Source organism: Veillonella sp. (assembly GCF_018381775.1).
Taxonomy (GTDB): domain Bacteria; phylum Bacillota; class Negativicutes; order Veillonellales; family Veillonellaceae; genus Veillonella.
Genome location: NZ_JAGZRH010000008.1, coordinates 69,422 through 83,463 on the forward strand (window position 1 = coordinate 69,422; position 14,042 = coordinate 83,463).

At 37.2% G+C, this 14,042-nt stretch carries 10 protein-coding genes and 1 riboswitch; of the genes, 8 read left to right on the plus strand and 2 right to left on the minus strand.

Annotation, left to right across the window (positions count from 1 at the left end; translation table 11 throughout):
- Positions 1-28 precede the first annotated feature (28 nt).
- Positions 29-1,258 carry an aminopeptidase gene (locus KH109_RS06325; RefSeq protein WP_295216905.1) on the minus strand — a complete coding sequence of 410 codons (1,230 nt, stop codon included), beginning with the start codon at positions 1,256-1,258 and terminating at the stop codon, positions 29-31.
- Positions 1,259-1,369: 111 nt separating this feature from the next.
- On the opposite strand from KH109_RS06325, the gene KH109_RS06330 reads away from it, so the two are divergent.
- The 6 genes from KH109_RS06330 (at position 1,370) to KH109_RS06355 (ending at position 9,861) form a co-directional block, all read left to right on the plus strand.
- On the plus strand, positions 1,370-1,939 hold the full coding sequence (locus tag KH109_RS06330) for a ComEA family DNA-binding protein (protein ID WP_295216908.1): 570 nt from the start codon (positions 1,370-1,372) through the stop codon (positions 1,937-1,939).
- Positions 1,899-4,130 (plus strand): ComEC/Rec2 family competence protein, encoded by a 2,232-nt coding sequence (locus KH109_RS06335; RefSeq protein WP_295216962.1) that lies wholly within the window; start codon positions 1,899-1,901, stop codon positions 4,128-4,130. The genes KH109_RS06330 and KH109_RS06335 overlap by 41 nt, the downstream gene beginning before the upstream one ends.
- A gap of 11 nt (positions 4,131-4,141) precedes the next feature.
- Entirely contained in the window at positions 4,142-5,119 is a 978-nt protein-coding gene (holA, locus tag KH109_RS06340; protein WP_295216911.1) for a DNA polymerase III subunit delta, read from the plus strand.
- A 2-nt stretch (positions 5,120-5,121) separates the two neighbouring features.
- On the plus strand, positions 5,122-8,910 hold the full coding sequence (locus KH109_RS06345) for a PolC-type DNA polymerase III (protein ID WP_295216914.1): 3,789 nt from the start codon (positions 5,122-5,124) through the stop codon (positions 8,908-8,910).
- Positions 8,911-9,103: 193 nt separating this feature from the next.
- Positions 9,104-9,346, plus strand: coding sequence for a hypothetical protein (locus KH109_RS06350; RefSeq protein ID WP_295216916.1), 243 nt, complete (start codon positions 9,104-9,106; stop codon positions 9,344-9,346).
- A gap of 56 nt (positions 9,347-9,402) precedes the next feature.
- A complete protein-coding gene (locus KH109_RS06355) occupies positions 9,403-9,861 on the plus strand; it encodes a hypothetical protein (RefSeq protein WP_227720488.1) in 459 nt (152 codons plus the stop codon).
- Positions 9,862-9,954: 93 nt separating this feature from the next.
- Here the strand turns inward: KH109_RS06355 and poxB are convergent, their stop codons facing one another.
- Positions 9,955-11,697, minus strand: a complete 1,743-nt coding sequence (poxB, locus tag KH109_RS06360; protein ID WP_295216922.1) for a ubiquinone-dependent pyruvate dehydrogenase — start codon at positions 11,695-11,697, stop codon at positions 9,955-9,957.
- A gap of 293 nt (positions 11,698-11,990) precedes the next feature.
- Positions 11,991-12,106, plus strand: a riboswitch (FMN riboswitch).
- Positions 12,107-12,174: 68 nt separating this feature from the next.
- Here poxB and ribD point away from each other — a divergent pair.
- Both ribD and KH109_RS06370 read left to right on the plus strand, forming a co-directional pair.
- Positions 12,175-13,389, plus strand: a complete 1,215-nt coding sequence (gene ribD / locus KH109_RS06365; RefSeq protein WP_295216925.1) for a bifunctional diaminohydroxyphosphoribosylaminopyrimidine deaminase/5-amino-6-(5-phosphoribosylamino)uracil reductase RibD — start codon at positions 12,175-12,177, stop codon at positions 13,387-13,389.
- Positions 13,370-14,026, plus strand: a complete 657-nt coding sequence (locus KH109_RS06370; RefSeq protein WP_257846514.1) for a riboflavin synthase — start codon at positions 13,370-13,372, stop codon at positions 14,024-14,026. Before ribD ends, KH109_RS06370 begins: the two co-directional genes overlap by 20 nt.
- The last annotated feature ends 16 nt before the right edge of the window (positions 14,027-14,042 follow it).

The following is a 14,042-nucleotide window of genomic DNA, read 5'->3' on the forward strand; positions in this document are numbered from 1 at the left end:
TTTTACTATATCAGATTATATACCTAAATTATACTTGTAAACGACCGTCAATCATAATATCAACAGCTTGACCATCACGAGTATATCCCTTAATATTCATGTGTTCATGACCAATCATAAAGTCCATATGTGTTAAGGAGTGGTTAAGACCGCGTTCCTTTAATTCCTCTTCAGATAAACCATCACTATTTTTAAGGCATGTAGGATAGGATGCGCCAATCGCTAAATGGCAGGACGCATTTTCATCAAATAATGTTTCGTAGAAGATTTGGTTGGATTGGCTAATTGGGCTAAAGTGATCCACTAATGCTACTTCACCAAGGTAGTGGGAGCCTTCATCAGTTTCTACTAATTCTTTTAGAACTTCATAACCTTCTTTGGCAGTGTATTCTACGATTTTACCTTCTTTAAAGGTGAAGGAGAAATCAGAAATTGTATTGCCATGGTAAATTAATGGTTTTGTGCTGTGCACAACGCCATTTACACCATTATATTGAGGAGCAGAGAAAACTTCCTCTGTAGGAATATTAGCATTGAAAATAGTACCATCTTTAGAGGATTCTTCACCACCTAGCCAGATATGGCCTTCTGGCAATTCTAATAAAAGGTCGGTGCCGTTTTCACAAGTGTAACGCAATGATTTTAAGTCTAATTTATTCAATGCTTCACAGCGATGACGCAATTTTGCCATGTGATGACGATATGTATCTTTCGGTTCAACACCTTCAATGCGGCAAAGTTTTAATAATGTAGCCCACAATTGATCGATTTTTTCTTCGTCACTACCTTCATAGCCAAGTAAATTTGCCCATAGAACGGTCGGTACAGATGCAACACACCATGTAACAGATGAGTTCATGATAGCTGTATGATAGAAGGATAATGCTTTATTTAAGTTACGAGATTGTAAGGAAATACGATCTGTTGGGATACCTTCCAATGCTTTAGGGTTAGCACTGATTAATGATAAAAATGCTGCCTTATCATCGATGTATTGTTTGTAGAATTCAGGAATCCAGTTAGCCGGTTTTTCTAAAACAGACTCGTTAGCATGTAATAAGCGTTGACGAGCGATAGGGGAACATCTCCAGTTAAGAACTACCTCTTTTGCACCTAGTTCATAGGCTTCTTCAGTAACGATTACTGCAAAATCTTTATTTTCTACATCAACAGAAATAACTAATGTTTGGTCTTGTTGTAAATTTACGCCGTACTTTAGTAATGTATGGGCATATTTTTTTAATGTATCTTGATTCATAAATTCTCCTTTTATTCGACATCAATTGTTAAACTCCTGCTAGTGTGACTAATAGAGTCATGGGTAGGAGTTTTATTTTTCATAGGGAAATCCTTCAGTAGGAGGTGCACTATGAAATATAAATTGAAGCCGTATATGATAATTATATTAATCCTATGTGTTTTAGTAGGAATTTATTTCCTATGGCCTATTATAACAGATGAAAGCGATTCTGTCCTTGTTGAAGGGGGAGTAGATGGAAATTCTTCTATATCAAATGTAGCAGAAATATCTAATAAACCGATTGCTTATATTACGGGTGCCGTAGTTTCACCTGGTCTATATGAGCTTGATAGCTCTGCAACAGTAGGAGATGTGATTAAGCTAGCAGGAGGACTGTTACCGTATGCAGATGTAGAGTCTATTAATATGGCTAAATCTGTGACTGGAGGAGATCATATCCACGTAGTTTTTAACTTTCACGGAAATCCTGAAGCGTTATTGCGTGGTAATAAAATAAATATTAATACCGCCACTGCTAAAGAACTAGATGCGTTGCCCGGCATTGGGCCTGCTATGGCAAAGAGAATTGAAGAGTATCGTTCACAAAAGGGTCTCTTTACATCTGTTGAAGGCATCAAGGGGGTGAAGGGCATTGGTGATGGCGTATTTAAGAAAATTAAAGACAAAATTACAATCTAAATCAATAAGTAGATATAAAAATTTTCAGTATGTTGACTCATGTTTAAATTCTTTAGATTTGGTCAACAAGAAACAATCTATAACGCATAGCCAATGGGCACATACTATATTGGGTTCTATAATTATGGGTACAATATTAGGCTATGGTCAGTATTATCCATTACTTAATCAGATGCGATACATCTTTGCTATTGGGTTAGCTATTATAGTTGTATGTATTTTCAAAGCATTACAATCGTCTAATAGATGGCATTCACTTAGCAAGTTAATGGTCTTAGTCTTTGTTTTAGTTGGTTTATCTTATTACCAAACAAATTTACGGATTATACATTTTAATAGCTATACATCATATTATTTGCACCAAGAAGGAGAATATCTTGGTACGGTTGTAATTGCTCCTGAAAGAGTAAATTTGAACGGACAGGAGTATTACAAATATACTATTGAAATCCATAGCTTACATCCTTATAAAGATACTGCCAAAAATGATTATATTAATGCTAAGGGCCGTTTACAGATATACTCAAAGGCATCTACCACCAAACATCCCATACGACTAGGGGAATACGCAGTTGTAGAAGGTACCCCAAAGTCCTTATTTCTTATCGAAGAGGAAGGTCGTATTAATCTTCGTGGCCGATATATGAGTTCCAATACTCGAGGACGTATCTATGATGGTGTATATAGAGTTGCGAGTCATAAAGATTTACAAGCATTTCACTTTAAAGAAACCTATTCTGAAGAACTATATAGGAAACTCTTATTTATTTGTGGATTAATACGAGAGTCTATAGATAAAACTATTTCTAATTATCTAGAGGGTCCACAACATGTATTAGCACAATCATTAGCTTTAGGTGGCCATTATAGTGAGCTAGGGGAAGATACAATGAAGGATTTTTCCTACACAGGACTTATCCATATTTTATCCATATCAGGTTCACATATTGCTCTCTTGTTAGCATTGGTATATGGACTGGGACGACTTATTAAATTAAGAAAACGAACCAGTTTGATTATGGGAATTTTAGTGGCCTGTATGTATTGTGGTGTCGTTGGTGGTGATGCTCCTGTTGTACGGGCAACGATAATGAGCATACTCATGTGTATGGCTTACATAAAAGGTCGATTATATCAAGCTAAGCAAGCATTATGCATATGTGCCATACTATGTTTAGTATATGATCCTTTTTCTATATTTGATGTAAGCTTTCAGCTATCGTTTGGTGCAACCTATGGTTTGCTCATATGGGGAAAAGTATTATATGAACGTATTCAATGGTTACCTAAATGGATTAAAACACCTCTTGTATTATGTGTATCAGCACAGTTGCTCATCTTGCCTCTACAGCTATATTACTTTCATTATATTAGTATTGCTAGTTTGTTAGCAGCTTGTATAGTGGCACCTTTATTAGATTTATCTATCGTTTTAATTTTTATAAGTACTGTTATTAGCTATGTATTGCCGATATCATTTCTATGGTCATTGATAGATGTACTATTACGTATATCCTTATATTTAAATCATGTGTTAGGTCGTAGTGGCAGTTTACTTTGGCTAGGGATGATGCATCCTTATTGTGCTTATATATATTATGTGATATTAGCTTTATTTACGTACTTTTTGACGCATAGAAAAAGATATACTGTACATATAGTAATATCATTATCTTTAATGATTTTGACCTTTGGTGCTTCCTATTATGTTACGCATCACCATAAGGAAATATTAGTTCATTATATTCCAATGAAGCAATGCAATGTATTGCTTTGCATAGAACCTAATCATGAAGGGGCTCATCTATTAATTGATGCGCCAGACCATATTAAAACGACGCCTAATGAAAGGCTTATCAATCAAGCTATAAGGGCATATGGTGTGAATCCAAAAGTTGTAAAGATAGACTACTTTCATAGTAACGGATCTGCAAAAACAATATATAAAAATAGTATGAAAGAAATCGATGTATATAATGGACAAAGAGGAGAAAAAAATCTAAAATTAAAAGATAAGACTAATACATTATTTATTACGAGTCGATCTAGTTCAATGAATGAAATTGGCAGATTACTGCCGCATAATATAGTTCTATTTGGCAGTCCACATGGGGCTTTACGCGATGTGGACCCATCATCAAAACACATGTATATAATGGGGTACAGTTACATTAAAGATATCTATCTGTGAAAGGAGGAACTATGGCACATATTCAACTCATTTATGGCGATGAGCCACAATTAATTGAAGAAGAAAAACGTAAATTTTTAAGTGCCTATCCTGACCTTCCAGTAACTGTATTAGATGATGAAGCTGGGCCACAGAAAATAAGTGAAAAGCTATGTGAAGATTCGCTCTTTGGCGATCAAAAGGTATTTTGTTTAGTGAATTTACCTATTATTCGTAAAAGCGGTAAAAATAGCGATGCTTGGGTTCCATTATATGAACTCATTATGGAATATAATGGGAATAATCCCATCCTTTTGATTTATCATGATATGATTGATAAACGCATCAAGCAGAATAAAGCGATTTTAGATAAAATTCCCAATCATCAATGTAAGCGCCTTGAAGGGGCAGACCTTGTGATGTGGATACGTCAGTATTGCACTTCTAATGGTTTTAAAATGACACCTGATGCACAGGAATATGTAGCTCATCTCATCGATTTGTGGCAAGATGTACCGGTTTCTTTTATGAGAACCGAATTTGACCGGTATTTTCTACAAATTACAGGTGATAAAGTCATTACTAAAGAGTTTCTCGAAGAAAATGGTAGCGATTATGGGGCTAAAAACATTTTCACCTTTAAAGAGGCTCTGTTAAAACGAGATATTGATACATTGCTTGAATTATTTCCGTTTATGTTCGGCTATAAAGAATTAGATCGTGCTATGAGCTATATTGAGGGGCAGTTACGTTTGCAGCTACTGGTTAGCGAATGCCGCCAATCGGGAATGTCTGTTCAAGCCATACAAAACTTATGTAAGGATCATGATTCGTCATTTAAACCATATCCGATTAAGTTGGCTTACGAAGCAAGTCCTAGAATTTCAGTTAAGGCCTTGCGAGCTTTATTAAAAGGGCTCTATGAGATTATTTTAGATAGTCGTAGCAGTAAGGGCGATATTTGGCGATTTAGAGATTTATGTATTACCTATTGTGGGTATAAAGGATAAAAATGAAAGTACGTTATCGTGTTGTACCAAAACAGAATAAGAAATCATCCTTCTATGTAAACTGTCATAGCCAACATGTGACGATACAAGCTGCAGATTCTGCGTTTTCTACATTGCTTAGTTTGCGTGAAAGATTATCTGCATGGTATAAGGAAAAAAATATTTCTTTTGATAATATTCCAACGAATACAGATACAGCTTGTTGTTTCGCCTGGAAGGTAGATACTGAAACAGGGGAAGGCTTAGATACCTATTATTATGGTGGTGGCTGTGGTGCAGGTGAATGGATTGAAGCCGCAGAGGCGCAACGGGAAGCAGAAGAGGCTAGAAACCAATCACCTAGAGGTAAATCCTTTGCTGGTTATGATCAAGAAGATGAATTTGACGATTTTGAAGATGATTTTGCACCATTTGTAGATGCTGTAGAGCTTGGCTATTTTAACAATAGTCCAGTCGTTGTTTCTCGACCAAGTCAAACAGCAGCAGCGTCTAGTGGTAATGATACTGTCGCGTCTGTTAGTAGCGCACCTAAAACAAGTAAAGGTGTTGCGCCTAAAAGCACTACCAAATCCACATCTAAAGGTAACGAAGGGGATAGTAAATATCCTCGTCGTGCACCGAAGGATGCACCTACTGATGAGGGGATGATTTTAGGCCCTAAAATTGAGGGGGTCACTTCTAAAATTATGGGCACATTAGATACGCCTAGTGTAATTTTCGAAGGTGTATTTGTTGGTCTAGATAAACGTGATACTAAGACTGGTAAAAGTATCGTTAACGGTAGCATCGTCGATGATACGAATAGTATTAAATTCATCAAGTTTACGAACAGTCCTGAAGAAGGGGATGCGCTACTTAAACAGTTAAAAGGTTTACAACGCGTTCGCGTACAAGGTAGCGTCAGCTTTGATGATCGATTTGATAAGGATTATATCTTATCTATTCGAAGCATTGAAGCTATGGAAACTAATAGCGTGGAGCGCACTGAAAACCGTCCAGACTCCCGTGTAGAGCTTCACTTACATACTAAGATGAGCGATAAGGATGCACTTGTATCTGTTAAAGACCTATTTAAAACAGTAAAAAAATGGGGTCATCCTGCGGTAGCTATTACAGATCACGGCGTTGTACAAGCCTTTCCAGAAGCTCAAGCTCTTGGTAAAGAGTTGGGCGTTAAGGTTATCTACGGTGTAGAAGGTTATCTCATTGAAGATGAAACGGTAGCTCGTGATGAAGAGCCTGTAGTAGATAAGAAGAAGAAAAAAGAAAAAGATAAACGTTATCATATTATCTTATTAGCTAAAAATATGGTAGGTTTGCGCAATCTGTACAAGATGATATCTATTTCTCACCTTGAACACTATAAGGTACGTCCTCGTTTGCCTCGTTCTGTTATTGAAGAACATCGTGAAGGCATTATTATCGGTTCTGCTTGTGAAGCTGGTGAACTTATGCAATCCATTGTTCGCGGCGCTACAAAAGAAGAGCTATTAGAGGTTGCATCCTTCTATGACTATCTAGAAATTCAGCCACATACAAATAATATGTTCTTGGTTCGTAAAGGCCTTATGCCAGATGAGCAAGCCCTTATCGATATGAATAAAACAGTTATCGAATTAGGGGAAGCATTAAATAAGCCTGTTTGTGCAACGTGTGACGTTCATTATTTAACACCAGAAGAAAAGATTTACCGTGAAATTATGTTGACTGCCTGTGGTTATCCAGATGCAGATGAACAACCAGATTTGCATTTACGTACCACCGATGAAATGCTTGCATCTTTCCCTTACTTAAGTGAAGAAAAGGCCTATGAAATAGTTGTTACTAATACGCGTGCCATCAATGATAGCATTGAAGATATTAAACCAGTTCCAGATGGCACATATTCTCCAAAGATTGAAGGTGCCGATGAAGCTTTCACAGAAATGTGTTATAGAAATGCGAAAGCCATTTATGGTGATCCATTGCCTCGCGTAGTACAAGAGCGACTTGATTATGAACTAGACTGTATTATCTCCAATGGTTACGGCGTATTGTATTACATTGCTCATAAGCTAGTAAAAAAATCACTTGATGATGGTTATCTTGTAGGTTCCCGTGGTTCTGTAGGTTCTTCCTTTGCAGCAACCATGTCTGAAATTACAGAAGTAAATCCATTACCGCCACATTATGTATGCCCTAATTGTAAGCATTCTGAATTCTTTGAAAAGGGCGAATATGCAGGTGGCTTTGACTTGCCTCGTAAGGACTGTCCTGAGTGCGGTCATGCGCTACAAACTAATGGCCATGATATTCCGTTTGCTATCTTCCTTGGTTTCGAAGGTGATAAGGTTCCAGATATCGACCTAAACTTCTCCGGTGACTACCAAGCAAAGGCTCACAAATATACGGAAGAACTATTTGGACGTGACAATGTATTTAAAGCTGGTACCATCGGTACAATAGCTGATAAAACTGCTTTTGGTTATGTTAAAAAATACGCCGAAATTCGAGATATTCAAGCTCGTAGTGGTTTCTTTGAACATTTGGCAAAAGGCTTTACCAATGTTAAGAATACTACTGGCCAACATCCTGGCGGTATCATGGTATGTCCTCGCGATATGGATGTGCATCACTTTACACCTATACAACATCCTGCGAATAAGAAGGAAAGTGGTGTATTAACAACACACTTTGACTATCACTCCATCGAAGGCCGTATGACTAAGCTCGATATTCTGGGCCATGATGATCCGACAATTATTCGTATGCTAGAGGATTTGACAGGTATAGATGCTAAGACAATCCCATTTGATGATCCAAAGACATTGAGCTTATTCTCTTCTACAGAGGGTATTGGTTTAACACCTGAGCAATTACAAGGTGACCAAGTTGCTAGTTTGGCCGTTCCAGAATGTGGTACGAAGTTCGTACGGGGCATGCTGGAAGACTCTCGTCCTCAAACATTCTCTGACTTAGTTCGTATCTCTGGTTTCTCTCATGGTACAAACGTATGGCTCGACAATGCGCAAGACCTCATTAAAAATGGTACTTGTAAATTGAACGAAGCCATTTCTACCCGTGACGACGTAATGAACTTCTTAATCCATCGCGGTATGGATAGAAAGCATAGCTTCTTCGTAATGGAAAACGTACGTAAAGGGAAAGGGATTGAAAAACGGAATAAACAAGGTCAAGCGACGACTGAGTTTGAAGCAGAAATGCGGGAAAACAATATTCCTGAATGGTTTATTGAATCTTGTAAGAAGATTTCCTATCTATTCCCACGGGCCCATGCGGTAGCCTATGTTATGATGGCGTTCCGTATAGCCTGGTTTAAAGTGTACCATCCATTGGCATTCTATGCTGCCTACTTCTCCATTCGTGCCAAGGCCTTTGATTTGCGCATCATGACAGGAGACCTTAAAACGCAAATGACTGAGTTCAATCGTATTAAGGCTCTTGATCGTAGTGCCAGTCCTAAAGATAAGGATCTTATGAGTGCCTTAGAAGTATCTATGGAAATGTACCAACGGGGCTATCGTTTTGTTAATGTAGATATTCAACACTCCGAAGCTAGACGCTTTAGCATTAAAGATGGTGCTTTATTGCCGCCATTCTTGGCTATTGACTCTTTAGGTGAAACAGTAGCAGATGCTATCGTAGCTGAACGAGAAGAACGTCCGTTTACATCTTTAAAAGACTTGCAACGTCGTTGTAAAGTATCTAACACCATCATTGATCTAATGAAAGAACTCAAATGCTGTGGTGAACTACCTGAAGACGAACAAATGTCACTCTTTGGAGCATAATAAAATATAAGATAAAACTTAAATACAAAATAAGCACTATACCTAAAAGTGGATATAGTGCTTATTTTTCTATATTTTGTTACAATACAATTGATATGTCATTGGTACAAGGGGGTGTTGTGTAATGATAAGTGGATTATTGAAATTTCTAGGAATTAATTCATCAGATAGTGATCTTACTAAAGGACCGCAAATGAAATCAGAAGATAATGGAACTGAATCTAATATTACTAAGGAACGACAAAATCAACCTATAGAGATTGAATTTTGGGATATTGAGCCCGAGGATGTACCTGAGTTAGAAGAATCAGATATTCCAGGTGTATACTTTAATGAATTTAGGGAATATGTTGATGAAGAGGGGAATGTGCTATCCCCATCAGAGGTGGATGCAATACGGTATAAAGACGATTACGAGGACGATTATTATAGATAGAAATTATTAGAGTGTCATATTTATATTGTTTTTATTTTGTAACGAGTTGGTTGATTATGAGAGTTCCAATATATGAAGCTGTAGCTCACTATAAAAGGAATAATGAGTTACCTTATACAGAGTATTTTTGCCTAGGCTTTTTTTCTAAATTATCATTAGCAGAAATGGCATTAACTGAGTCAAAAAATTTGATAGGTTTTTCTGATTTGGCTGATGATTCATTTTCGATAACAACTCATTATTTAAATGATTGTGCGCATATAGGTGATGATGTTAGTTATAAAATCATAAACAACAAAATTTATGGTGTTTGGTATGATTATGATATAGATGATTATTATACATGTTCAGGATACATAGGTTTATTTAGTACTTTAAAATATGCAGAGAAAGCAATAGAGTGGTATAAAACCTGGGATATATTTAAAGTACATGGCATAGAGTGTCTAGGAATAGCTCCTGTCACTCTTAATTTAAGGGGATGGACTGAAGGTTTTATAACAGTATATGATTAAATTAAGAAAAAGAGGTGTCATCATTTGATGACACCTCTTTTTGAAAGTTTTGCAGTTTATTTATTTTGACAGAGTTTGAATATTTGGCAGATTTTAGTATAGAGATTTATATTTCATCCAATTTGTTTTGGCCATTTCTTTAAGTTCTGTACCACGGCCATCAAGGATTGCATTAATCAAGTATTTACTGAAGCCTTTTGCTTGTTGGTAAGCAATTTTTGGAGGCATAGCAAGTTCTTGTTTATCTACGTGAACATTGACGATAACAGGACCATTATGGTTAAGAGCCTCCATAATTTTTTCGTCTACTTCACTAGAATTTTGAATGCTCACACCTTTAATACCAGCCGCTTCTGCAAGTTTTCCAAAGTCTGGATTTACAAAGTCTGTAGCATAGTCTAGGTAGCCAGAAGCTTTCATTTCCATAGCGATGAAGCTAAGTTCCTCGTTGTTGAATACAAAGATTTTAACTGGCAAGTTAAGTTGTTTTAATGTTAACATTTCGCCCATCATCATTGTGAAACCACCATCACCTGAGAGGGAAATGACTTGACGGTTTGGACATGCATTTTGAGCTCCAATAGCATGCATCATAGCATTAGCCATGGAGCCATGGTTATAGGAACCTAAGATGCGGCGTTTACCATTTGTTTTTAAGTGACGAGCAGTCCAAATTACTGGAGTACCTACATCAAAGGTAAAGATAGCATCTTCACTTGCTAGCTTATTCAAACGATTAACAAAATATTGTGGATGAATTGCTACACCATCTGGTTCAGCTACTGCATAGCTATCTAGATCGCCTCTAAATTTAGTATACGCTTTACGTACAGTGTCGATAAATTCAGTATCACCGCGTTGGCCTACGAGAGGTAATAATTCTTTCAATGTATCTTTTACAGTACCAATAATACCTTGTGTAAGAGGAACACGACGACCTAATGCACTAGGATCTCTATCAACTTGAATTACTTTTGCATTTTCCGGATAGAATGGACGGTAAGGGAAGTCTGTACCAAGCATAATGAGTGTATCGCAGTGCTCAATAGCACGATAACCAGATGTATAGCCTAATAGGCCTGTCATACCTACATCATATGGGTTATCCCATTCAACCCATTCTTTACCTCTGAAGGCATGTACTACAGGAGCTTGTAAGCGTTTTGCTAATTCTACGACCTCATCATGTGCACCTTCACAACCTGCACCACAGAAGAGGGTAATGCGTTCACCTTTTTCTAAATGAGCAGCCATTTCTTCGATATCTTCCCGTTGTGGAACGATATGAGGTAAGCGAGGGTGGTGCCATACTGGTAATTCATCAATTTCTGTTTCCATTACTGCTACATCGCCAGGAAGGACGATAACAGCAACATCTTGATTACCAACTGCTGCATTCATAGCACGGAAAAGAATTTCTGGCATTTGTTTAGGGTGAGATACAAGCTCACAGAAACAAGAACATTCTTTGAATAAGTTTTCTGGATGTGTTTCTTGGAAGTAATTTAGTCCTACTTCGGATTGTGGAATATGAGACGCAATAGCCAATACTGGAACACGATTGCGATGACAATCGAATAAACCATTGATCAAGTGTAAATTACCAGGACCAGAACTACCAGCACATACAGTCAATTTATGAGTTAAAGCTGCTTCTGCACCTGCAGCAAAGGCTGCTGTTTCTTCATGTCTAACATGTTCAAAAGCAATCTTACCATTGCGACGTAAACTGTCGTTTACAGAATTTAAACTATCGCCAGTGATACCATAAATGCGTTCGATACCTGCATTGGCTAAGACTTCTATAAGTACATCAGAAATTCGTTTTTTTGCCATATTATCACCTTTATTTAATAAATAATATCAATTAAGTATTGTTATAAAACTATATATTATTATATTAGACCTCTTTGTAGTGTAATTATGTGATAAATGTTACTATTTTATGTATACATAATTTATATATGTTTATATTGTTATCATTAATAAATTTTTAATCTATTATATATTGAACTATAATAATATATATTTTAATTCTTCTTTGTTTTTTAATAGTGTTTCTCAATATAAAACTCTTATTGTTGCATAACGTTAATAAAAGTGTTACTATTAATTCATAAACAAAATAGATGAGTCTTTGGGGATAGGTGAAATTCCTTACCGGCGGTATAGTCCGCGAACCTTTTAGGTATGAATCGGTGTAATTCCGATACCGACAGTACAGTCTGGATGAGAAAAGACGAAGCACATTTGACGTGCGTATTTATGATTACCCAAGGACTATGTATATAGTCCTTTTTTTATTGAGGTGATATGGTGGATGACGTAGCATATATGAAACGCGCCATTGCACTGGCAAAATTAGCCACAGGTTACACTTCGCCAAATCCTTTGGTTGGTGCCGTAGTGGTGAAAGACAATACAATAATCGGTGAAGGTTATCATCATAAGGCTGGTACAGCTCATGCTGAGGTTCATGCCTTAAACCAAGCTGGTAATAATGCTAAAGGAGCTACTTTATATGTAACCTTAGAGCCATGCTCTCATTATGGTAAAACTCCACCTTGTGCGCTGCGTATTATCGAGGCTGGCATAGCTAAGGTCGTTGTAGGTAGTACAGATCCTAATCCACTAGTATCGGGAAAGGGTATGGATTTACTCCGTGAAGCAGGCATAGAGGTTGTTTGCCCCGTATGTAGTGAGGAATGTGCTGAACTAAATGAGCATTTCTTTACATATATACAGACAGGTAAACCTTTTGTAACTATTAAAAGTGCTATGTCCCTTGATGGTAAGATTGCCACTTTTACCGGCCAATCCCAATGGATTACGAATGAGTCCTCCCGCCGAGATGGACATATACTGCGTGCTACTCATGATGCCATGCTCGTTGGTATCGGTACAATTTTGGCCGATAATCCTCAATTAAACTGTCGTTTAACTGACACTGAATTATCAGAGGCTTTATTAGATACAAGCATACTTGATGAAACGATTCATGTTCATCAGCCTGATGTAATCATCTTAGATAGTCTAGGTAGAACACCTACCACAAGTCATATATTTGAAGTAGATACTCGCAAGGTACATATATTTGTATCGAAAGGTTGTCCTAATGAACGGATACAGGCACTAGAACAAGTAGGGGCTCTTGTTACTGTTGTTGAATCAGTATCTACTCGTAAAAGTAAAAGTACAGATATCGTAATAGATATTAAAAAACTATCTATTGATGATATTCTTACGAAGTTGGGCGATTTTGGTTATACTTCATTATTAGTTGAAGGTGGCTCTGCCATTATAAGTTCATTTGTAGAAACATTGAACTTTGATAAGGTAGTTACTTATATTGGTAATACAATAATCGGTGGAACAGAGGCTACACCTGCTGTAGGTGGTCGTGGCTTTGAAAGTTTAGAATCTTCTCCACAGTTAACTTTTACAAAAACTAAAGTATTAGATAATAACATTCGTATCGAAGCGTATCGTCAAGGAAGGAGGGGCGCTTATGTTCACGGGAATCGTTGAAGAAATCGGCCGTGTAGAGAGCATTAAAAAGGGTCCTAAATCCTTAGCCATAACAATTCGGGGGAATAAAATATTTAGTGATTTAAAAATAGGTGACTCCGTAGCTGTTAACGGTGTATGTTTAACGGCTACAACGATTGGTAATGGCGTATTTACAGCTGATGTTATGCCTGAGTCAATCAAGATGACTACGTTCACAAATTTGAAAGTTCATCAACTAGTCAACTTAGAGCGTGCTATGCTCGCCAACGGTAGATTTGGTGGTCACATTGTGGCAGGTCACGTAGATGGGACGGGCCGCATCATTGATCGCGAACAAACGGATAATGCTATTATCTTTACCGTAGAGGCCCCTAAATCCGTAATGGATTACGTCATCTATAAGGGCTCTATTACCATCGATGGTATTAGCCTCACCATCATGCGACGAACGGACAGCAGTTTTTCCGTATCTATCATTCCTCATACGTTGGGCGAAACTATTTTAGGCTCTGCCCATATTGGTACAGAGGTTAATTTAGAAACGGATATCGCTGGTCGATATATTCGTCATTTTATGAATCTCGGCAGTGAACCTACCGAAGAAAAACCTAAGAAATCTATGCAATCCCTCTTAGTAGAGAATGGATTTATATAAAAGTAAGGAGCGTTCC